General features: G+C 36.4%; 18 protein-coding genes and 1 tRNA gene. 4 read left to right on the top strand and 15 right to left on the bottom strand.

All coding sequences use genetic code 11. The annotated features are described in order from the left end of the window. Positions 1–53: 53 nt before the first annotated feature. The 7 genes from ACX0HA_RS14890 to ACX0HA_RS14920 all read right to left on the bottom strand — a co-directional run bounded on the left by ACX0HA_RS14890 (position 54) and on the right by ACX0HA_RS14920 (position 9,945). Complete coding sequence (locus ACX0HA_RS14890; protein ID WP_458846094.1) at positions 54–932, bottom strand: diacylglycerol/lipid kinase family protein; 879 nt, start codon at positions 930–932, stop codon at positions 54–56. Next, complete coding sequence (locus tag ACX0HA_RS14895) at positions 932–2,890, bottom strand: LTA synthase family protein (RefSeq protein ID WP_458846095.1); 1,959 nt, start codon at positions 2,888–2,890, stop codon at positions 932–934. The genes ACX0HA_RS14890 and ACX0HA_RS14895 overlap by 1 nt, the downstream gene beginning before the upstream one ends. Before the next feature lie 74 nt (positions 2,891–2,964). Beyond that, positions 2,965–5,391: a TonB-dependent receptor domain-containing protein gene (locus ACX0HA_RS14900; protein WP_458846096.1), complete on the bottom strand. Its 2,427-nt coding sequence runs from the start codon at positions 5,389–5,391 to the stop codon at positions 2,965–2,967. Between the two features lie 60 nt (positions 5,392–5,451). Then, positions 5,452–6,717: a sensor histidine kinase gene (locus ACX0HA_RS14905; protein ID WP_458846097.1), complete on the bottom strand. Its 1,266-nt coding sequence runs from the start codon at positions 6,715–6,717 to the stop codon at positions 5,452–5,454. Further along, a complete protein-coding gene (locus ACX0HA_RS14910) occupies positions 6,707–7,387 on the bottom strand; it encodes a response regulator transcription factor (protein WP_458846098.1) in 681 nt (226 codons plus the stop codon). The genes ACX0HA_RS14905 and ACX0HA_RS14910 overlap by 11 nt, the downstream gene beginning before the upstream one ends. 90 nt (positions 7,388–7,477) lie before the next feature. Continuing rightward, on the bottom strand, positions 7,478–8,845 hold the full coding sequence (locus ACX0HA_RS14915) for an HTTM domain-containing protein (protein WP_458846099.1): 1,368 nt from the start codon (positions 8,843–8,845) through the stop codon (positions 7,478–7,480). A 2-nt stretch (positions 8,846–8,847) separates the two neighbouring features. Next, entirely contained in the window at positions 8,848–9,945 is a 1,098-nt protein-coding gene (locus tag ACX0HA_RS14920; RefSeq protein ID WP_458846100.1) for an imelysin family protein, read from the bottom strand. 169 nt (positions 9,946–10,114) lie between these two features. On the opposite strand from ACX0HA_RS14920, the gene ACX0HA_RS14925 reads away from it, so the two are divergent. The 4 genes from ACX0HA_RS14925 to ACX0HA_RS14940 all read left to right on the top strand — a co-directional run bounded on the left by ACX0HA_RS14925 (position 10,115) and on the right by ACX0HA_RS14940 (position 13,627). Then, on the top strand, positions 10,115–11,296 hold the full coding sequence (locus ACX0HA_RS14925) for an imelysin family protein (RefSeq protein ID WP_458846101.1): 1,182 nt from the start codon (positions 10,115–10,117) through the stop codon (positions 11,294–11,296). A 71-nt stretch (positions 11,297–11,367) separates the two neighbouring features. Further along, the gene (locus tag ACX0HA_RS14930; RefSeq protein WP_458846102.1) at positions 11,368–12,762 is read left to right on the top strand and encodes a di-heme oxidoreductase family protein; all 1,395 of its coding nucleotides are present in this window, start codon (positions 11,368–11,370) and stop codon (positions 12,760–12,762) included. A gap of 45 nt (positions 12,763–12,807) precedes the next feature. After that, positions 12,808–13,125, top strand: a complete 318-nt coding sequence (locus ACX0HA_RS14935; protein ID WP_458846103.1) for a hypothetical protein — start codon at positions 12,808–12,810, stop codon at positions 13,123–13,125. A gap of 1 nt (position 13,126) precedes the next feature. Then, positions 13,127–13,627 carry a DUF2231 domain-containing protein gene (locus ACX0HA_RS14940; protein ID WP_458846104.1) on the top strand — a complete coding sequence of 167 codons (501 nt, stop codon included), beginning with the start codon at positions 13,127–13,129 and terminating at the stop codon, positions 13,625–13,627. 7 nt (positions 13,628–13,634) lie between these two features. On the opposite strand, the gene ACX0HA_RS14945 is transcribed toward ACX0HA_RS14940, so the two are convergent. The 8 genes from ACX0HA_RS14945 to ACX0HA_RS14980 all read right to left on the bottom strand — a co-directional run bounded on the left by ACX0HA_RS14945 (position 13,635) and on the right by ACX0HA_RS14980 (position 23,567). After that, the gene (locus ACX0HA_RS14945) at positions 13,635–16,076 is read right to left on the bottom strand and encodes a TonB-dependent receptor domain-containing protein (RefSeq protein WP_458846105.1); all 2,442 of its coding nucleotides are present in this window, start codon (positions 16,074–16,076) and stop codon (positions 13,635–13,637) included. A gap of 123 nt (positions 16,077–16,199) precedes the next feature. Continuing rightward, positions 16,200–16,853, bottom strand: a complete 654-nt coding sequence (locus ACX0HA_RS14950; protein WP_458846113.1) for a phage integrase SAM-like domain-containing protein — start codon at positions 16,851–16,853, stop codon at positions 16,200–16,202. Positions 16,854–17,136: 283 nt separating this feature from the next. Beyond that, positions 17,137–17,224, bottom strand: a tRNA-Ser gene (locus ACX0HA_RS14955). Between the two features lie 149 nt (positions 17,225–17,373). Beyond that, complete coding sequence (gene ribB, locus ACX0HA_RS14960) at positions 17,374–18,510, bottom strand: 3,4-dihydroxy-2-butanone-4-phosphate synthase (RefSeq protein ID WP_458846106.1); 1,137 nt, start codon at positions 18,508–18,510, stop codon at positions 17,374–17,376. Then, complete coding sequence (locus ACX0HA_RS14965; RefSeq protein WP_458846107.1) at positions 18,510–19,979, bottom strand: LptF/LptG family permease; 1,470 nt, start codon at positions 19,977–19,979, stop codon at positions 18,510–18,512. The genes ribB and ACX0HA_RS14965 overlap by 1 nt, the downstream gene beginning before the upstream one ends. A gap of 6 nt (positions 19,980–19,985) precedes the next feature. After that, positions 19,986–20,636, bottom strand: a complete 651-nt coding sequence (locus ACX0HA_RS14970) for a LolA family protein (protein ID WP_458846108.1) — start codon at positions 20,634–20,636, stop codon at positions 19,986–19,988. Position 20,637: 1 nt separating this feature from the next. Further along, positions 20,638–23,154 (bottom strand): DNA translocase FtsK, encoded by a 2,517-nt coding sequence (locus tag ACX0HA_RS14975; protein ID WP_458846109.1) that lies wholly within the window; start codon positions 23,152–23,154, stop codon positions 20,638–20,640. A 38-nt stretch (positions 23,155–23,192) separates the two neighbouring features. Beyond that, positions 23,193–23,567, bottom strand: coding sequence for a diacylglycerol kinase (locus ACX0HA_RS14980; protein ID WP_458846110.1), 375 nt, complete (start codon positions 23,565–23,567; stop codon positions 23,193–23,195). Positions 23,568–23,652 lie beyond the last annotated feature (85 nt).

Here is a 23,652-nt window from a genome sequence, read left to right on the forward strand (position 1 = left end):
AGGTCTTACGTGATTCTGAATTTTTTCTGAATTGATTTGAAAAGCTCATTTATTTAAGTAATTACAGTTAAGTTTTTTGGGAGAAGATAAATATCAATATGTACAGTTTTTAAATTATGGTATTCACCATCTATCTGTACATCAGGAAATATCTTTTCGGGCAGTTCTAAATGAAGCTTGTCAATTAAAAAATGCTGTGCTTTTTTAAAATCTCCAGTTTTGTTACGCAGGACATAATAACCTAATCGCAACTTCTCCATAAACGAAAGAGGAGGGATTATAACCAGATCGAGCAATCCATCACTAAGGCTTGCTTTTGGTGTAAGACTCATACCATATCCCATTTCATTAGAATTAGAGATAAACAGCATAAAAGGAGTTTCGATGATTAATCGGTTGGGGAGTGATATCAGTGTTTTTGTCGGCTTGAACTTTGAGCTTGCAGAGAGGGCTGATTTGATATATGAAATAAGCGTGCGTTTCCCTGAATGCTCATAATTCTTTATTATCATAGCATCAATGCCAATACCCATATTGCTGAAAAAGTAATGATCATTAACCTTTCCTACATCAATAGAAGTGGTATTTCCTGTTTTAATGACCTGTAATGCTTCATTAAATTTTTTCGGAATCTTTAAATTAGCAGCCAGTCCATTTCCTGAACCAACAGGTAGTATCCCTAATTTAATATCAGTGCCTATAAGGCAAGATGCCACTTCATTTATAGTTCCGTCGCCACCACATGCAACAATGATGTCCGGGTTGGCTTCTATTGCCATTTTAGTAAGCTCTGTTGCGTGATTTTTATATTCGGTATAATCTACCTGAATTATGTAACTATCATTAGGAAAAAAGCTTTTTAAGTAAGCAGCAGTGATTTCATGATCACCCTTACCCGAAATTGGATTTACTATAAAGTGGATGTAGGACATTATTTTAAAAGTTTGTTGGTAAAGAGATAGTCAGCAGTTTGATACCATGCAATGGTTTCGTCTAAAAAAGACTGTTCCATTGGTAATGGTTTAAGGCTATTATCTTTTTTGTTCCATGTATAGAAAGCCTGTTTTTTCTGGTCAGACAATATCATTGCCTTATTTTGCTTCATGAGTACCAGTTTTCTGTATGTACCCATTAAAGCCCTTTCTTCAAACTGATTTCCCAGGACATCTTTACCAAAGAAATCTGAATCATAGTTCCAATGCATTAATGAGAACAGGGTAGGGAACAGGTCTATTTGCGAACATTGCTTTGCAATCTTTTGATTTGAACTTTCCGGTAGGTTAACAATAAATGCAGGTATATGATAATTAGCTACATCAATTTCGTCTTTACCTGCACTGCTTGCACAATGATCGGCGATTATTACAAAGACTGTATTTTTAAACCACGGTTTTGTCTTTGCTTTTTTAAACAGATCTCTCAGTGCAAAGTCGGTATACTTAACGGCTCCCTGACGATTCTTACCGGAAGGAATATCAATTTTACCTGAAGGATAAGTGTATGGCCTGTGGTTAGACGTAGTCATAATGAAATTGAAGAACGGTTGCCCACTTTGATATTGGGTATCGGCAACTTTAAGCATCTTATTAAAGATGTCTTCATCACAAATTCCCCATGCGTTTTCGAAAGTTACTTCGTTATCATCAATATTGTTTCGGGTGGTTTTGATCTTATCGCTTAATACGCTCCCTCTGCCACGGTCATATATAGAAAACCCATTTCCCCCAAAATAGGAGTTCATATTGTCAAAATAACCGTCGCCGCCGTAAAAGAAATTACAATCGTAGCCTCTCTGTTTAAATACAGTGTTTACTGTATATAAATTAGAGTTTTCCGGTCTTTTTACAATACTCTGACCGGGCGTGGGAGGTATGCATAATGTAACGGCTTCCATTCCTCTCACTGTTCTGGTGCCTGTTGCATATAGATTTTCAAAAAAAACGCTTTTTTGTGCAAGGCTGTCAAGGAATGGAGTAATGTTTTCGTCGTTTCCAAACTCTTTCATAAAGCTGCCGCTAAGGCTTTCAACAAGTATAAAAACTACATTTTTCTTTTCATTAGTGGCAATGCTGTCAGTAATGTTTCGGTGTATTGAAAAACCTTTGCCTGTAAATTTTGAATTGGCACTACTTAATTTTTCCTTTACAATACCAAAGGCTTTATTGTTGTCTATTGAAGTATAAAACTCAGTGTATTTCATCTGGTTGTTCCTGAATGCTGCAAAAAAGGAATACACACCGTTTTTTGAGATTTCAGAATTATAACGGTTTGATGACCACTCAGCTTGGTTGTTGGTTATGAATGTGGTGTAAAGAGAGGCAATTAAAATAGCGATGGCTAAAAAGGATATCCTTTCTTTAAGTGGGGAATTGTTTGTAAATGTATTGAAGAATGCTTTTCTTTTATGAAACAGAAACAAGACTGCTGCGGTAAAAATAAGTACTCCGCTTACCAATACTGGCAGTGGGTAGGATTGATTGATGTTGGCTACAACTTCATGTGTGTAGATAAGATAATCAACAGCAATAAAATTGAAACGGGTTTTAAATTCATCCCAAAAGGTAAGTTCTGCAAAAAAGGTAAATACTAATATGAAAATTGTCAGACTTGTGAAAAACCATACTAACGTTTTATCTGCAAATGATCCAATCCATTTATTGGGAAATACAGCATAATAATTTATTGCAGGCAGGCTGATGAATGTTACAGCACCAATGTCAAAAAACAACCCTGTTATCAATGTTCGGATGAGGTTTATTATATTCCATGAAGCTTCATCATATTGCCAGATAAAAAATGCGATGCGCAATACCTGAGATAAGATTAAAAACCAAAATATAAAATGTAATAATAGGCTAAACCTTCCTGAAAGCTGAAACTTCTTAAACATACTGACTAATTTTAGTCAGCAAGTTTCAAATCCAATTTTGAATTAATTTTGAATTAATTTTGAATTGCTCTTACCTAAAATTTATAACTGTAGCCAAATCGTATCACCTGTGTTTCATAATAGTCTTTACTGGTGTAACTGAAACCGTCTCCGTTGATTTCTTTTTTTATTACAAGAGTATTTAAAAGGTCAGTTGCGTTAAGAAACAATTCACCTTTTCCTTTCTGGATTGTCTTCTTGATTCCAGCATCTATAGAAAAGCGTGCATCTATCTTTCCCTGCGGGATAATATCTGGCGCAAGATAGGTAGCCATCAACTGGCCTGTAAAAGTCTTTGTGAAATTAAAAGTATTATTCCATTTTATGTTCCCAGAGGTTATATCATGCCTGGTGTCTGAGAAAGTTGTAGGCACGGGATATAAGATGTCCACAGTAAACGATTCTATTATATTATGGTACACAGTCGCATTCAAGTTAAAAGAATACCATGAAACAGGTTTCTGAGAGAAAATCATTTCCATTCCTGTCATGGAAGTTTTACCTGCATTTTCAAAAACATTATAGATAAGATTGCTGCCCGGGGCTGTAGTTGCTATTCGGGTAATTGTACCATCTACAAATTTTTGATATAGTGATGCAAACAAATATCCTTTGTTAATTGTCGCCTTATAGCCAAGCTCTATTGAGTTGGTAAATTGCGGGCGTAATCCCGGATTACCGACTTTAATAATTTCGGCATCGTCATATTTAGGAAATATGCGAATATCGACTTCATTTGGCCTGTCGACCCTTCGGTTATAAAATAACGATAATTTATGACTGTCATTGATTTTGTAAGCGAATCGCATGGTTGGAAAAGGCTGAAAATAGCTGTAACCATCACTTTTATACGTTGGATGATTGGGATTTACTTCATATTCAAGATCCATGTATTCTACCCTTAGGCCAATTTCTGCTTCTATTTTGTTGCTTTCAAATACATAGTTGCCATATACTGCAGGAATTGCCTCTTCGTAAGTGGCTTTTCCTCCGGCATTAACATCTATTGGTGAATTGAGCCCGGGGTAAAATTGCATATTCGTTGGAATGAGCCTGTTCCTGAATTTGAATCCTGTTTCAAAGCGCCCGTATTTTAAAGGCTTTATATAATCAATATTAAGGTCGAAAACACTTTCGTCAGAAAGCAGCTTAAAGGCATCCTTTCCGGTAAATGTTGGCATTATGTTATCAAAGAAGTATTTTTCGTTTTCCCTGTGAAAAGTATAGTTCAATCCTGCATTCAGTACATGGCCTGCTTCTTTAAATTTATGCTGATACGATGCCGATGTCATTATAGTGGTTTTTAACTCATCTTCTAAAAACTGCCATAAACGTAAACGCTGTGAATAGTCAGCATTAAAAAAAGGTTCGTCACCATGGTCAATTATCTTTTCACTACCATATAGAGCTGAAAATGCAAATGTATTACGGTCATTATAATTCCAGTCAACACCTGTTTTAAGCGTAGTAAAATGTGTATTCCTGTTACGTTTTGTCTGCTGGTTTATTACTGTGCCATCATCATAGGTACGGGTAACAAATTCATTTTTATTTAGGGTTTCAGTATATAAATAATCCCCCTGAAAATAAACATTAATCTTTTCTTTTCTATAATTAAGTGATAATGATGGATTGATCTTCGGCGTTAGCTGATACTGAGGCCTTATGGCAGGGAGGTTTTCTTTTCGTTCCCACAACGCTCCATACCCCGATGATAAACCAACTTTACCATTAAGTCCTTCTTCTTTATTCTTTTTATAGATGATATTAATGATTCCTGCATTTCCGTTGGCATCGTATTTAGCAGAAGGATTGTTGATTATCTCTATTTTTTCTATTGCCGATGCAGGTATGTTATCTAAACCTGATTGTCCATTAAAGCCTGTAAGTGCCGTTTGTCTGCCATCGATGAGTATCATTACTTTGTCATTACCCCTAAGCTGTAGCTTGCCATCCGGGGAGGTTACTCCGGGGAGGTTCTGCATTGCCTGTAGTACAGATCCGCCACTTTGGGAAATATTATCACTCAGGGCAAAAGTTTTTTTGTCCATTTTGTTATTTACCTCATCGCGAGTTGCCTCTATCACGACTTCATTAAGCTTTTGAGAGTCTTCAGAAATTTGAACTTCACCTATGTTTATAAACTCCGAAAGCGAACCTACAAAGAGCTTTTGTATTACAGTTTTATACCCAATGGAGCTAATCTCTAAAATGTAGTTTCCGGGATGAATATTTTCAATTGTAAAGTAACCTTCTTCATTTGTCACAGTACCGCCTTTTAATACATTATCATTTGATTTGATAACAACATTAGCATAGGGCAGGGCTGCATTAGAGACACTGTCTTTTATTGTTCCCGATATAGTTACAGATTTTGATTGTGCGGTAGCTGATAAAGCAAAAAGGGCAGTAATAACTGTCAGGATAAATTTTAGCAGCGATATAGTTTTTAGGGAAATCACATCAGTATATTTTAAATTATATAGTAAAGTTGCGATGTGAATTAGGAGGAAATCTGAATTTTAGAATTTTAATGTAAAATGGTGCAGATTTTCTGAAAAGCTATAGGATATATTCCATCCATTGAGCTCTGCAATCTTTTTTACGATAGCCAACCCAAGACCATTGCCCTGAGCAGAAGGATCGGCTTTTGAAAAACGATTGAATAATTTTTCTGAATTTAAAGGTATTTCCTGACCTGTGTTGGAAAACGTAATCGAATCAGTAGTAGTAGCAATAATTATCTTTCCTCCTTTTATATTATGCCTGATGGCATTTAGGAAAAGGTTGTTTATCATTACTTCTGACAATACAGTATTAGAGTTTATTGAGGCATTAGCACTAAATTCTGTTATTACAGATATGCCTTTTGATTTTGCCTGTTCTGTAAAGAAATCAAAATGTCTGTCTATGTAGTCATTTAGTACAATAGGCTGTTTTTCAAAATAGCTGTCGTTGTCAATTTTAGAAAGAAGCAAAAGGTTTTTATTAAGGCGGTTAAGCCTTGATACATCATTGTTTAAAGACCCTAATATCTGCGATTGTTCTTTGGTAAGATCTGATTGTGCAAGTGTGTCAATTTTTGTCTGGAATAAAGCCAATGGAGTTTGTAGCTCATGAGCAGCGTTTTCGACAAACTCTCTTTGGCTTTTATATATAGCCGTATTCTTTTCAATAAGCTTTTCAAGACTTTTATTTAAACGGTTAAACTCATCGATATCAGTTGGTGTGAAATGTGGGGATTTGTTTTTGTCGATCTCGAAATTGTGTATCTGATTAAGAGTGTCATAAAATGGCCTCCATATTTTTGCTGCCGATGTTTTTGATATCCAAATAATACCCACAAGAAGTATAATGATGATAAATAAAAACATTACAGCAATACTGAATACCATGCCCTCCATCTCTACAAGATTGGTCTTCTCAACATAGGTGTATCTTTTGCCATTTATATTTACGGGGGCATAAAGAAGTCGAAAAGGTTCTTCTTCATTGGCTATAGAATCGAACAACATTTTGCCAACAATAGAATCCTTTGTTACCCCCATATCAGACACTATTTCAACATCGCGGTTATACTTGTTCCAGGCAGCTATATCACTTTCGGTATAATCGTTATGGCTTTCTTTTACGAATGCGCCTTTATGAAAAAGCAGCACCTCATCGGTTTCATAAATGTAAAGCCACTGGCTAATGAAATAAAATACGGGCGCTGCTATCAGTAGTATGATAACTGCATAAGCAAGAAAGCTATTGGTAGTTTTGTTTAGAAGTTTTTTATTGTTCATTTTGCCATTTATAACCCAAGCCGTAAATAGTTTTTATATAATCGCCGCTTCCGGCTTTGGTTAGTTTCTTTTTAAGGTTCTTTATGTGGGCATATATAAAATCGTGATTATCTAACATATCTGCCATATCGCCCGACAAATGCTCAGCTATTGCACCTTTTGAGAGTACCTTGTTTTCATTGCCTATAAGATAAAGCAATAGGTCGGTTTCCTTTTTGGTAAGGTCTACTAATTTGTTGTTTACAGAAACAGTTTTGGCTAATATGTCAATACTTATCTCATTGAAAGATACAATATTATTGCCTTTAAAATTTTTGCGTCTTATGAGAGCCTGCATTCTTACCAACAGTTCCGACAGGTGAAATGGCTTTGTCAGGTAGTCGTCAGCTCCAAGATTAAAGCCTTCTATTCGAGTGTCGAGTGTTTCTTTTGCAGAAATAATTATTACGCCTTCCATCTTGTTCTTGGATTTCAACTCTCTCAGTAAATCTAAGCCATCGCCATCAGGAAGCATCAGATCCAATAAGATGCAGTCGTAATCGTATATACTTATTTTGTCAAAGGCTTCTCTGTAATTCTCTGCTGTTTCACAATGAACACCATTAGGCTTAAAGTATTCTTTAATGCTTTGTGCAATTTCGGTTTCGTCTTCTACAATCAGGATTTTCATACTGCAATTTAGCAAATCAATTTTGAAATAAATCTGAATTTAATTAGTTTACAGCTTAGATATCTGGTTGGTATGTGTGAAGTTTTATGTTTATAAACCCCAGATCCTGTCCTGAAAAGGCAGAATCCATTCTTTATGCTGCAAAGATTCGGGAATATGGGCTAAGTCTGTATTTGGATTTATGTAAGGTCGGCTCAATCGGCCATTAAGTGCAACATGGCATTCTACATTTACTTTGGGATCATTCATTCCTAATGCTTCATAATGATTATGTAAAAAATGAGCATATTCCAGTATGAAATCCGGTTGGAAAGACATCTGCTTTTCCTGAAAACGGGTAAGGAAATCATCATTATTAACATAAATACTTTTGCCTGTTTTACTATCTGTAACAATAAATTGTGCATAACCGGCTTTTTCCATAAGCATAACCCGCCATGACAGTCTAAAGCCTTCTTCGGTCCAGAATAATTCGCCGGGATACAACAAATAACGGAAAGGAAATATCAGCTGAAATACAAGAAAAAGACCCATTATGTATACACTTAAGCCATAGAAGAAGCCAGAATGGGAAGTGTAGATACGTTTGTTTTCCAATAATGCTTTAGGGAGCTTAAGCATTTTACTCAATAGTTCAAGAGCTCTTGTATGCAAATCACAACTAAAAAATATCAGTGTAGAAACAATCATAATGTATGGGAACATCCCAATAGGAAATAGCAATGAGGTTGTTAAATGAAAAACAATGACTATAGCAAATCCAAATAGACGGGTGCGCCTGTTTATAAGCAGGAATACAATAAATAGGTCATATACTGCTCCAAACCAGCTAAAGGCATAAGCTACCCAATTTTTAATTAACAGTGATCCAATAATGGGAAGGTCGGCATGTGCCGAAAGCCATATTTTTAATGGCATGGCATTTACGAGCCAATCGGAATTCAGTTTTGCCAGTCCCGCATAGAAATAGACTATAGCAAGCAAAAGCTTTATGATGTCTGTTGTCCATCGCGGAATCCGTCCAAACAAACGTTGCGGATTTTTGTATGTATCAACTGAAAAGTAATTACCTGCCGGCAGAAATATCATCACAAAACTAATTACCGAAACAAAATAGTAATGGTTAAGATAGGTAGTCTTATCCATTAGTTCTATGTAGGTAAAGCTTAGAAAAAAGGTTATTGCGGAGATTCGGTATTTGTAGCTTATGGTAACTCCAATGGCAGCCAGGGCACAAATTATAAATAGGGCATAGGTATATATACCAAATGGCTTAACCCAACTAAATCCATAATACGTAAAATGAAAAGAAGGCTGAATATAAAACTTATCTATCCAGCCGTTAAAAGCAAAACGTATAAGTCCTAAAAGCATCATAAAACCAAACACCACCCTGAAAAAGGCCAGTGTTGATGCATTGGTATACGAATTTAAGTATGCTTTTATATGGGAAGCCATTTTTAGTCGCCGTCGCCGTCTACGTAATCAATAGTAACATTAAGAGCCTGCATCATATCAAGCTTGATGTATATAACATTTTGCTGGAGGGTATTATAAGCAGTAACCATTTTTGCATTGTCATTAATAATCTGATGAGAGAAACTGTTGTTAAGCTCATTGTTTTTAGTATTGATGGTTGCAAACTGATTGTTGATGATGTCACTCAGGTTTTGTCCGTCTCTCACAGCCTTGACAGCATCAAGAGCACTCTTTAGGCTTGCTCCTGTAGTATTGCCATTTAATGCTTTACCATTAAAAAAGTCCTGTTCGGCCTTAATACTTGCATTTAAAAGTATTTTTGAAACATCATTTTTGTAATAAGCTTCTACCTTATCGGGGAATGTGGTTCCGTTAGAAAACAGTCCTGCAGGAATTCCAATCTTACCTGAGCGGACATCTTTTTCAAGGTTTTCTATAAAGTTGTTTGCCGTCTTATTAACGGAACTGGTTACTGAACCGTCATTATTATTTACATAAGTATCACGATAGCCATTTGTCCAGTCATTTGTAACTGTCTGAGCTGTATTCTTTAGTTGAACAGTTATAGCATTAAGAAATGCGGCAGCATTAGTATTGCTGTAATATGCTATAGTTTCAGTATCGTTTCCTATTCCATTGATAAGGTAATCAATAGCGGGAAATCCCTGGCTGCTAAATTGTGCTGCAGAGTTCAGATTATAAGTGCCTAAAGCGATATTTGCATGTATTCCTGTTACGTTGGCAGGGTAGGTATTTGCCGTTTGCTTAAGGAACATATCTGAAGCTTTACCAAGGTCATACATAGCTACATACTGGTATGCAACATAAGCATCAAGCCAGGCTGTTCTCAATTCATCTAAAATAACAGCATCAGGTGCAGCAGTAAAAGCAGCTGCCTTATCCGAAAGTAATATCACTTTAGCAGTATAATTTTGGTAAGAAGGAATGATAATATTGTCTGCCCAGTTAGCTAACATTTCGTCGCGGTTATAGGCATTTTTGTTTGTATCGCTATTATCAGATGATGAGCATCCCGATACAAGTAAAGTTATTACTATGAGTCCAAATATTTTCTTCATTGCTTAAAAATTTATGCAAAAGTATAAAAGTAAGCATACTTATCTATATTTAATCTAAATAATTTATAATCTATATTTTGTGAAAAAAAAATATACCGAATATCTTTTATGTTATAAAAGTTTATACATTTGTTTTGTTTTTAATCAATCTAAATAAGGATTATATAATATGAAAAAAGTTACTCTTGGATTATCGTTTGCTGCAGTCGCAGGATTAGTGCTTGTATCTTGTAGCGATGATGATAACAAATCAAACGGTCAGGTTACAAAAGCTGCGGTTATAGAAAACTACGCTAATATTGTTTATCAGAATTACAAAGATGCTTATAACGATGCAGTAGAGCTTGAAACAGCAATTACTACATTTACATCTAACCCTACTGATGCTAATTTTACAACTGCTAAAAACAAATGGAAAGATGCAAGGGAAAGTTACGGTACAACCGAAGCATTCCGTTTTGCTAATGGCCCAATTGACAATGAAGACGGTCCTGAAGGGCTTATCAATGCATGGCCGCTTGACGAAAATTATATTGATTATGTGGATAACAACGGTACATTACTAAATGGAGGTATCATTAATAGTACAGCTACTTACCCATCAATTACAAAAGATCTTCTTATCAGCCTTAACGAAGATGGTGGCGAGAAAAACATCAGTACAGGTTACCACGCTATAGAATTTTTGCTTTGGGGCCAGGATTTAACCGATCCTTCGGCAAAACAGGCAGGTCTTAGAGCATATACTGATTTTGTTGATGGTGGAACGGCTCTAAACCAAGACAGGAGACGTGATTATATTAATGTTGTTGCGGACCTTCTAACGGACCATCTTGCTTATCTAGTTGATCAATGGAAAGTAGGTGGTGAGTACAGAACTGAATTTTTAGCATTACCGGCTAACACTGCTCTTCAGAATATATATGTTGGTATAGTTACATTAGCTTCTGCAGAACTTGCTAACGAACGTATGGATGTTGCTCTTTTTGGTAAAGATCAGGAAGATGAACATAGCTGTTTCAGCGATAATACACACCGTGATATCTACCTTAACTTTAAAGGTGTTGAAAATGTTTATAAAGGTGAGTATGGCAATATAGATGGGGCATCTCTGGAAGATCTTGTAAAACAAGTAAATGCAGGTGTTGCTAATGATACTGATGAATCGTTTGACGAAACAGAAGCTCATATTGGAGCTATTGCAATTCCTTTTGATTTTGCTATTTCGGGAGGAGAATCATCAGTAGAAGGAGCGAAGGTTAAAACGGCTATTGTTGATCTAAAAGAAAAGCTTGGACCAAACCTGCTTGCAGGTGCTACTGCACTTGGATTAGTTGTTGAGATTGAGTAAGTTTACGCGATAAAAGAATAAATTTTAAAGTGTCCTTTTATTTTAAAGGACACTTTTTTTATAGTACTGCAATGAAAAAATTTATCTGTGCATTTTTGTTTATTCCACTATTTATCGGATGCGGCAATAATGATGAAGATTATGCAATTTTAAGACCCGAAGAGGGTGAGCAATTTTCAGGTGGCGTGGCAACTGTGAACAATGCTTCTGAGGAGGCTTTTGGCTTTGCTTACACAGGACTGAATTCTGTACAGGATACTGATTTTGGAGTTGGTAATTCTTTTTTCAGGCAGAGTTGGGTTTCGGCACCTTCATCTACTACCTTACGCGATGGACTTGGGCCTTATTACAATGCCATTGCCTGTGCCAGCTGCCATTTTAAAGATGGTCGCGGGCGTCCGCCTATGTTTGATGGCGAATTGGGAAGAGGCCTCTTATTACGACTTAGTATTCCGGGAGCAGATTCGCATGGAGGGCCTTTAGGTGACCCTGTCTATGGGGGTCAATTGCAGGATAATGCTATTTTAGGGCCTACTATAAAAGGGCAAATAAGCATTACGTATCAAACTATTACTGAAACTTTTGACGATGGTACAACAGTACAATTACAAAAGCCAATTTACACGGTTAATAATCTCGGATATGGGCCATTGGCTTCGGGAGGAATGATCTCTCCACGTATTGCCAATCAGATTATTGGACTTGGATTGCTTGAGGCAGTGCCTGAAGCTACCTTTTTAGGTTTTGCCGACGAAAATGATAGTGATGGGGACGGAATATCCGGAAGGCCAAATTATGTTTATGATATTGAAAGCAACTCACAAAAAATGGGACGTTTTGGATGGAAAGCAAATCAGCCTACAGTAAAACAACAGGTTGCTGCGGCTTTTTTAAATGATATGGGCATTACCTCTTATACATTTCCGAATGACTATTGTCCTCCGGGAGTTGATTGCGGTAATATACCAAATGGAGGTACACCCGAAATAGAAGATGCTACTTTTGATAGGGTAGTGCTTTATTCAAGGGCTTTGTCTGTGCCAATAAGAAGAAAACATAATGATCCTTCTGTATTAAAAGGAAAACAACTTTTTAAAGACCTTAATTGTGTAGCGTGTCATAAACCTAAAATGCAGACCGGTAGTTCTTATTTTATTGCAGGATTTGCTAACCAAACCATAAGACCGTATACCGATTTGCTTTTGCATGACATGGGACCTGAACTGGCCGACAATGCTACTGATTATCTCGCAACAGGCAGCGAATGGCGTACACCGCCTTTATGGGGTATAGGGTTGGTGCAAACTGTAAATGGGCATACTAATTTTATGCACGATGGCAGGGCGCGCAATATAACAGAGGCGATCCTTTGGCATGGAGGTGAGGCAAAGGCAGCCAAAGAGAAATTCAAAAAAATATCATCAAAGGATAGGGAAGATCTTTTGAAATTCCTTAATTCACTATAATATTAAAACTTAAAAATATTTATCAACCATAATAATTATAATACCATGAAAAAAAGTATTGCAATATTCGTCCTAATGGCATCAACTATGTTTGTATCTTGTGGAGAAAATAAAGATACTGATATCGTAGAATCAGGAACTTATAAGGGAAAAGCTGAAGAAGTGGACGCTGATGAGAAAGAGATATACGTAAGAACAGCCGATAATAAATTGCTTGAGCTTTATTTTACAGATAAAACTACGCTTACTAAAGCCGGTGCTCCTGTAGAATTCAGTGAACTGCATGAAGGTGGTAGTCTTGAAGTTACCGTAGAGAAAAAAGGTAATAAGCTTGAGCCAGTATCTGTAAGCATACTTGACTAATATGAATGAAACACATTCGATGTGGCAAACGGAATTATGGCATCCTGTCATAGTTCATTTACCTATAGTAACCTTGCTGTTGGCTTCAACGGCAGGGTTATTTCAATATATAATAAAAAATAGTGCCTCGAAACTCTTTACTTCCCAAATGGTGAAAGTAATGTTGGTATTGGGCGTTGTATCCGGCTGGATTGGCATCTATTCAGGGCAATTGGCCTATAACATAGAGATCAGGAAAATCTGCGATCCCAAAGCTCTTCAGGAACACCAGTGGTGGAGCTATATATCTCTTATTATTTTTTCTGCAGCCTTACTAATTGTTTTATTCAGAACATATTATAAATCGGCACCGGCATACCTAAAGGTCGTGACTGCCATCTTAATGATTGCCGGAGGAGGTGCATTGTTGTATGCAGGCCACTTGGGAGCAGCAGTTGTTTATCAGCAGGGAGCAGGCGTTCATAAGCCGAAAGAGGATTGCTCCGATTATATTGTAAATTAACTCAGGACTACAACTGAAACTGTAATGTTGCATAGAATGTTCTTGGAGCCGAAGGAATAATCCCCGGACCGGGATACCCTGTAGCTCTTCTTGTAAAATATTTATTGTCTGTAAGGTTGTTGATGCCTGTTTCCAGTTTTAGATATTTATTGAAAGGGTATGAAAAAGAAAGATCTACTATATGATAAGAAGGGATTTGCCCTTCGATACCTCTAAGGTTATCCGTTTCATCAATTTTTGCATTTGTAGCATCAGTATACTGTTCGCTTATATAAGTCAACTGAAGGCTTGACATGAATTTTTTATACCCAAAAGACATTCCCGTCTTTAAGTTAACAGCAGGAATAAATTCGACTTCATTTCCTTCTATACCTGCTATTTTAGATTTTGTATATTTCGATTTGGTAAAGGCTGTATTTACAAAAGTGCTCCAGCTGTAATTGTCATTACCTGCGTTAAAAAATGTCTTTTGAAGATTAACGTTACCAAATACTTCAAGACCATATATAAAGGCATCGCCTACATTCGTTCTCAGTCGTACTATTCTAAAGTCTTCTGCTTCGGTAAGTATTTCTCCTAGTCGGTTGTTATATCCGATTCCGAATGCGCTCACATCATAAGTCAGCTTATCTGAAATTTTCCCCCGAAAACCACCATCAAATGTATAACCGTCTTCATCTTTAATGTTCTCGTCTACCTGATATGATGGTTCTGATATACGAATGTCGTTAAAAGTAACTGACCTGTAGTTTTGAGAAAAGTTAGAATAAAATTCAATGCCATCGACTGGCTTGTAGCTCACACCAATACCCAATAAAACAAATGAACGGCTAAGATTATTATTTTCATTATAAGTTTCATCCAATATTACATTGCCGGCATTGTCATAATTTATCTTTCTGTATGAGCCTTTAGCTTTAGTGTTTATATGCTCAAATCTGATGCCTGGTGTTACAGTAAATTTTGAGCTAATACGGAATATGTTTTCTGTAAATAAGGCAATATTGTTATTTGGGAAAGTATAATCTGATCCTATATTGTCGGTAGCAAAATTAAAATCAGCATCATTTCCCAGGCTTCCGGCACCTTGTTTGGCAGCGTTATAGGCATCATAGTATTTAGCACCAACTACAAAGGCATTTTTATTGCCAAAGAAATTGTAACGGTGCAATAATTTTGTTTCAAATCCCCAATTTGAAAATTCTCCCTTTATAAGATCTCTTGGCGTATTGGGAAAATCGGGTTGTGAAACACGGTTAGAACGGAATCCGATTGCATTTCGTGTAGCATGAAGTCCGAAGAGGTTAAAGCTAAAATCAGTAGTGATATTAAACTTGTGCTTAAACTTTAGTGCCAAAAGATTCCAGTTAACCTCAAACCAGTTCCTTTCACGATTACTCTGCAGAGGGTTATCTACAAACATTTTATCAGTAAGTCCTCCGGGTTGTTTTGCAAGGTAATTAAAGTGAGTATAATCTAATCCAAGACTTGTCTTTTCAGTAAACTGGTAATTAAAGTTTCCAAAATAATTATAAGATTTAAATTCTGAATTGGGCTGAAAACCATCCCCTTGCTTGTAATTAAAGTAAGTGTAATAACTGAATTTTCTTGCTGTACCGCTTATACTTGTAAAATTAGTAATGAAACCATAAGAGCCAAATGTCTGGCGTGTTGTAAGTGCCAGCTTTTTGTCACTCACAGGTGTTTTCATTCTGAAGTTTATTAATCCGCCAAACTGCGGCCCGTATTGAAGAGAAGCGGCGCCTCTTACAACTTCAATGCGGTCCAAGCCTTCGGCAGGAGGGGTGTAGTAGCTTTCAGGATAACCCAAAATATCGGCACTAATGTCATAATCGTTCTGACGTACATTAAAGTAGGCAGAACGGTTAGGGTCAAGACCTCTTCCTCCAATATTAAGTTGAAGCCCCCCGTCATTGCTATCATATATGTTTAGTCCAACTACCTGCGAAAAAACCTGGCGCGGAGTATTAGCAGCCATATTACCCATTTGCTTACTAAGAATAACTACCTCAGTTTTCTTGCCTGCATAAATAGAGGTGCCTTCAATGTCTTTTAACCTGGTAAGCCCGAATACTTCATTACGTCTCTCTTCAATAACCACTTCAGAAAGTTGTATGAGCAAAGGTTTCATACCAACAGTAATCTGCTGATTGTCTGTAACCATAGTAACATCTACAGTCGTATGGTCAAATTCATCAGAAAGGAATTCAAGAGTATATTTTCCCGGAATTAGATTTATGAAGATGAATTCTCCTTTATCGTTAGCTTTTATAACCTTATCAATGGTACGGTTATAAACCTCTGTACCAGGTATAGGTTCACCGGTATTTTCATTAAGTATTTTTCCGGATAATTTATATTGAGCAATACATAATGTACTTGATAACAAAAAAAGAAGACATAGGCTAAAATCCTTTAGTTTCATCATTTATGGGGTTATTCAGCCTGATAATTTGGCTTTTAACATTAAATTTTACAAATTGATAGCAAAAATAAGATGAAAAGCTGTCAACATTGACAGCTTTTCCAAATATCTTTCAGGTAATTTTTATTAGTCACCATCGTTGTTTCCATTATTATCCTCAAATAAGTTCTCAGATGTCAGATTGGATGCATCCACTGGTGCATATCCCGTGTAGCAGCCAAATAGGAATATATCTTTGACTTTTTCTAATCGCTGAGTGGAAAAAAGTTTTTGTTCAATGGTGTTCAATTCTTGCTGGGTCAAGAATTGTGCTTCCTTGATGTTTATTTTTCCTTCGTAAATATCAAATGGATTTTTAGTAACCAAATTCATTTTAATCCCATACGCACAGATAGTTTTGAAATTTCGGATGTACTTAACTGCTGAATTATTTTTGATACCAACTTTGCCTTTATAAACACTTTCATATTTCAAGAATGACTCTAAATTATATATAAACGAGCTGTTTATTTCATCAATAGGATAATCAGTAATGTTGTAATACTTTTGAATATAGTTTTTCAAAAGATCTTTTGATCTCATGTACTTTTGCATTGAAGCTTTTGTACGTTCTTCGGAATCTACTTTCCTCTTATAGTTGATATTATGTTTTTCGAAAGCTTCTAAAATGCCAATTGATTTAGCTTTTTGACGATTACGCTTCCCTTTTAACTCAGCTCTTAAATCGTTTAAAGAAATTTCTAAATTCAGTTTAGATAGTTCAAGATATTTCTTCTCTATCTTTAAAAGAAGGCAGTCTAAATATTACTTAAAAATTTTTTCCTTTTCGCCTTTCAAGGGATTTCTAAGTTTGTTAGTAAACATCCCTAGGAATCTCAGGGAATTCCCTGAGATTAGTTACTTTTTTTGCACCACTAAACATAATGTTTTCAAAAGGTAACTGAAAAAGTAACTCTTCTTTGAAATTATATATATCTTATGACACAGCCATAAATGAAAAAACCTTTAAATCCAAGGATCTAAAGGTTTTTTTGACTTTTAAAGTTTCAAGTGAAACTCTATGTGGCGGAGAAAGAGGGATTCGAACCCCCGGACCTGTTACAGTCAACAGTTTTCAAGACTGCCGCAATCGACCACTCTGCCATTTCTCCAATATGTGTCGCAATTTGTTCCCTCATTGCGGTTGCAAATATAGCAAGCTTTTTCGGTTTGCCAAAAACTATTTTGCTTAAAAACATATTTTATGCTTCACTATTTCCTAAACATTTCATTACCTAATATTTAAGGATGAAAGTTTTTTTTAAAATTCTGCATATTCTGTTATTTCCAGCCCATATCCTATCATTCCGACACGTTTTGTCTGAGCAGAATTGGTAAGCAGACGGATTTTACTGATGTCAATATCATGTAATATTTGTGCCCCAATACCAAAATCCCTGTCATCCATTTTTAATTGCGGTGCCTTAGTGATGCCTTGCTCCTGTAAAACTTTCAATTCTTTGATACGTCCAAGCAATTCAATAGGTGATACTTCCTGATTAATAAATAATATAGCTCCTTTGCCTTCTTCATTGATGCGCCTGAACATATTATCTAGTTTTTTGTCGGCATCATTGGTCAGTGTACCAAGGATATCATTATTTATCTGTGTTGAGTTTATTCTGGTAAGTACAGGTTCGCCTATGTTCCAGCTTCCTTTTGTAAGGGCAATATGTATCTGTTTATTTGTGGTCTGTACGTAAGCTCTCATTCGAAAGGTGCCAAAGCGAGTTTCAACCTCGAAATCTTCTTTTTTCTGTATAAGGCTGTCGTGTTGCATTCTGTAAGCAACGAGATCCTCTATAGAAACCAGCTTAAGGTCAAATTTCTGTGCTACTTCATACAATTCAGGTAAACGGGCCATAGTTCCGTCTTCATTCATGATTTCGCAAATAACACCGGCAGGTTTAAATCCTGCAAGCCTTGCAAAGTCTATAGCAGCCTCAGTATGGCCTGTTCTTCTTAGAACACCCCCTTCTTTAGCAATAAGTGGAAATATATGTCCTGGCCTGCCTAGATCATGTGGTTTGGTATCAGGATCTGTTAGTGCTTCAACTGTTTTTGAACGATCCTGAGCAGATATACCTGTTGTTACTCCTTTTCCTTTAAGGTCAATAGAGACTGTAAATGCAGTTTCCATTGAATCTGTATTGTTAGTAACCATTGGGTGAAGACCCAATTCTTTACAGCGTTTTTCGGTTAGGGGAGTACATATCAGACCCTTTCCATGTGTTGCCATAAAATTTATCATTTCAGGTGTTACCTTATCTGCAGCTGCAAGAAAATCACCTTCATTTTCGCGATCTTCATCATCTACAACAATAATAATTTTACCATTGCGTATGTCTTCTATAGCTTCTTCAATGGTGTTTAGTTTTATTTGTATATCGGTAGCCATTATGCTTCTTTTGATTTAATTTTAAATAATTTCGAAAATACCTTTTGAAGAGGCATTATTATATTGTCCATATTTATCATTCCTATATCATTTGTAGCACGATATGTAAGCATAATTGCCAATGGGCTTAAAACAAAGGAAGACATCCACGAACCTAAAAATGGCGGAATACCATTCTCACTGGCAAGTTTTCTTCCAAATGTATTTATGAAATGATAAATGATAAATATTAATATAGCGAAAACAATTGGTAATCCCAATCCGCCTTTACGTATGATGGCACCTAAAGGAGCGCCAATGAAGAACATCAGCAGGCAGGAAAAAGCAATTACAAGCTTATCATAAAGTGCCAGCCAGTGTCCATTAATGTTTTTAGTTTTATCGAAAAGCTGTGCTTTCCCCGAAGAAATGAAAAAATCTGAACTTGTAATATTATTATTTGCAACATCAAGAACTCTTAATTTATCATTTTTTTCATGAACAAGATCCAAAAGATTCTTCGGTATCCTGTTTTTACTTTTAATAGTTGTATCTAATGGAGTGACAAGTTTTTGAGGTGAGTTAGGAGTAAGCGATGCATTATATCTTTGCGTAATATTGTCTGCAATGCTTTTTGATTCCTTCACGTAATTTGCTTCAAGTGAATCAAGTGTGTACCTCAATTCGCTTATATTTAGCATATTATTAGTGTTGCTGATCTTTTCCTCATCCATATCGTTGGAATTAAGGATAGTAAGATCAATATTCATTACCTGTTTAGAGAAACTACTTTTTGCAAAAGGTTGTTTCATACGTTCAGCAGGATTTTTGGAATTTATCTCTTCGTAATAGTAGCCATCATAAAGTTCCAGCTGAAGTAGATTAGATTTTTCGCTACTTTTTAGTAAGCCTGTCTTTGAACGTATTATTGTTGCAGTTGTATTACCGGGAATTCTTTTATGAATTGTGACACCCTTGAGTTTTTCGCCATTATCGCCTGATTTTTTATCGACTTTAATATTGAAATTTCCTATCGCGTTAAACTGCCCCTCAGCGATTGCCATAGCAGGCTTACGCTGAATAATATTCTTTCGAAGGTTGAGAAATTTATATTCAGCTTTAGGGATAACATTATTTGCGAAAAAGAATGCTACTATACTTAAGCCAAAAATAAATATAGTTAATGCCTTCATAGCCCTTTTTAGAGATATTCCCGAAGATTTCATAGCGGCAAATTCATAGTTTTCGGCAAAACTGCCAAAGGTCATAATTGAAGCTAACAGTATGGAAAGGGGTAATACAAGAGGTACTATTTTTGGAGCATAGAACGCCAAAAACTTAATAACAAGCCATATATCAAGATCTTTACCCGCCAGTTCGGCTATAAAAAGCCATATTGCCTGTAATACAAAAATGAAAAACAGGATAATAAAAACCGACGCAAAGGTCTTAATGAACGATGTCAGGATGTAGCGGTCTAATATTTTCACCAAAAATTAGTCTAATCTATTAATGTAGTAGTTAGGGTATTTACCTTCGGTAAAGGTAAAATGATTTTTTGACAAAGGCTGATTTGTTTTAAAAGAATTTATGGTAATAACAATTTTAGTACCATCCTTTTCTGTCTGAATGAAGTTATAAATATGCTTTGTCTGTACATCAACCCCTATAAGTATCTCTTTTGTTTTGTCTTTTGTATTAAGAGGAGTCAATTTGACATATTGTATTTTTCTCCCTTTAACATTCTGAAGGATATCCCATGAATACTTATATCCGGAATTGAAGAAAGTGAGCATTTTAGAAGGCGTAAGGTCATCAGACTTTTGATTATCATATTTTGATATGGATATCTCTTCGTCCTCAGGGACAATATTATAAACTTTTTTTCCGTCAAATATTCTGGTTGTACCCATAAAATTCAACAAGTACAGATTGCCTTTAAGTGTAACACTTCCTTTGCTTTCCTGATTGAGGCTTTGCTTAGAGTTACTCATCGAATATTTAAAGTCAATGGCAATATTCTCATAGCTTTTTACCCTGGCGGTTACCTGATCCAATAAGTCTTTTGCTTTTTCGGCATTTTGTGCCTGCAGGTTTAGTGTTAGAGTAAATACAAATAATAGTAATATACCTTGAATCGTACGCATGCTAAAAGTTGTTTTCTTCATTTTTGAAAAATTGCTCAAGAGCTGTAAGATCAGGAATAATTACACTTCTGGCTTTACTTCCTTCAAATGGACCTACAATACCTGCAGCTTCAAGCTGATCTATAAGCCTGCCTGCTCTGTTGTATCCCAATTTTAATTTACGTTGAAGTAATGATGCTGAACCCTGTTGGGCAGTAACGATCACTTCTGCGGCATCCCTGAACATCGAATCTCTTTCTGATATGTCTATATCAAGATTGATGCCACTTTCCTCTCCAACATACTCAGGGAGCAGGTAAGCATTAGGATAAGCTTTTTGTGAACCGATAAATTCGGTGATTTTTTCTACCTCAGGTGTATCTACAAAGGCACACTGTACGCGTGTAAGGTCATTTCCTTGTGTATAAAGCATATCACCACGGCCGATAAGCTGATCAGCTCCCTGACTGTCCAGAATAGTACGGGAATCTATCTTAGATGTAACCCTAAAAGCAATCCTGGCCGGAAAGTTAGCCTTAATAATACCGGTAATTACATTAACAGACGGACGCTGTGTTGCAATAATAAGGTGAATACCAATGGCTCGGGCAAGCTGTGCCAAACGTGCGATAGGAGTTTCAACTTCTTTACCTGCTGTCATGATAAGATCGGCGAACTCATCGACAACAAGAACTATATATGGCAGAAAGCGGTGTCCATTCTCGGGATTTAATTTTCTTTGGCGGAACTTCTCGTTATATTCCTTGATATTTCTGACCATTGCATCCTTAAGCAGGCTGTAACGGTTATCCATTTCAATACATAACGAGTTCAGTGTGTTGATAACCTTAGTGTTATCTGTTATAATCGCATCGCCATCATCCGGTAATTTAGCCAGATAATGTCTTTCAATTTTATTAAATAAGGTAAGTTCAACTTTTTTAGGGTCAACCAATACAAATTTCACCTCAGCGGGGTGTTTCTTGTAGAGAAGTGATGTAAGTACGGCATTAAGACCAACCGATTTACCCTGACCTGTTGCACCTGCCATAAGAAGGTGAGGCATTTTGGCAAGGTCTACTACAAAAGTTTCGTTTGAGATGGTTTTACCCAAAGCAATAGGGAGTTCCATTTCTGCAGTCTGGAATTTAGGAGCAGCTATAACGCTTTTCATAGATACCATGGTTGGATTCTTGTTGGGAACCTCAATACCAATGGTTCCTTTACCTGGAATAGGAGCAATGATACGTATACCTAATGCCGAAAGCGAAAGTGCGATATCATCTTCAAGACTTTTGATCTTAGAGATACGGATACCTGCTTCAGGGACGATTTCATATAAGGTAACTGTAGGGCCTACAGTAGCTTTAATTTGTGCAATGTCTATCTTGTAGTTACGAAGCGTTTCTACAATACGGTTCTTATTCTCTTCAAGCTCTTCCTGGTTGATGGTGATTCCCCCCGAAGAGTAGTCTTTTAGTAGCTCAATAGAAGGGAACTGGTAATTTGAAAGATCTAAGGTAGGGTCAAATTCTCCAAAATCCTTAACGAGTCTTGCCGCAAGGTTTTCTTCTACGGTAGCCTCTTCTTCAATTTTTTCAATAACAAAATTTTTGTCACTGGTTTCAATGATCTCATGGTGAACCGGCTCAGGCTGCTTAGGCTTAACAGGGTCAAGGTTTATTTCAGATGCGTGCTGAATGGTTGGTTTAAGTGCATCACGATTTATTTCAAACTGCGATGGAGGAGGGGTAGGGATGGTTTTTAGCTCAATGTTATTAAGCTGTTCGTCATCTTCATCCTCAATATAATCATTTTCCAAAAGGTCTTGTTCCTTTAAAGCGACCGGTACTACGACTGGTTCAGGTTTTGTAGCAGGAACAACAGCTATTGGTGTAGGGGCTGTGTCAGTCTGATTTTCTTCATTAGCCTCATTTTCTTCCATCCTGCGTTCAAAGAAAGTCTTAATGGCATCTGGAGACATCTTTATTTTAAAGATAAGGAAGATGAATAACGCAAAAACAAGTACCAGAACTGTTCCTGTCTTGCCAAGGTAGTCCTGCATAAACAGGTTCATTTCAAAACCAATAATACCCCCAAGTTCAGGAATGTATGGGTTAAAGAATCCAAATAGTATCGATACGATTATTACAAGATATATATCCCAAAATAATGTTTTTTTTAATTTTCTTACAGGAAGATCAAGTACAAGGTACGCACCTGTCAGGAAAAAAAATCGAATAAGGATAAATGAAGCTACACCAAAACCTTTGTTGATGAAAAAATCAGCCAATGAGGCTCCAAATTTACCCAGCCAGTTATGTACAGATTGCTGTCTGTTGCTGAAAGCGGTCAGCTCGCTTTGATCCGATTCCCAATACAGGAAATAAGAAATAAACGATAAAAGCAATGCTACAGAAAATAAAAAAAACAGCATACCGATAAGGACTTTATGCTGGCGGGATAATCCCCACTTTTTCTTTTCTGCTGTAGCTTTTTCTGTAGAACTACCTGATGTTTCTTTTTTGCTCTTTGCCATTTATAATACGTATCGTGACTGTAAAAATATCAATAAATTTAAAAAAGCAGTACTACTTTAGGATAATATATTATTGCACCTACAGCTATAGCAGCCATAGCTGCAAAGAACACCGCTCCGGAAGCAATGTCTTTAATAAAGCCTATTTTCTCGTGATACTCCGGGTGAATGAAGTCGGATATTTTTTCCGCTGCAGTATTCAGCCCTTCAATGGATAGCACGAGTCCTATTGAGAATATCTGCATCATCCATTCGGTAGCAGATATTTCAAAATAAAATCCGGCAACAGTTACTGCAATGCCTAAAAAAAACTGAACCATTACGCTGTGCTCGGTTGTTACCAGCTTAAAAGCTCCTTTTACCGAGTACTCTACACTCTTCATTCTGCCCTTAACAAACCTGTTGTCTTTCATTCAGCTATGGTTTATTACAGTGCAGCAAGTGCGTTATCATAGTTAGGTTCATCTTTGATGTCGCCAACCTGCTCAGTATATTTCA

The organism is Flavobacterium hauense (assembly GCF_054457175.1).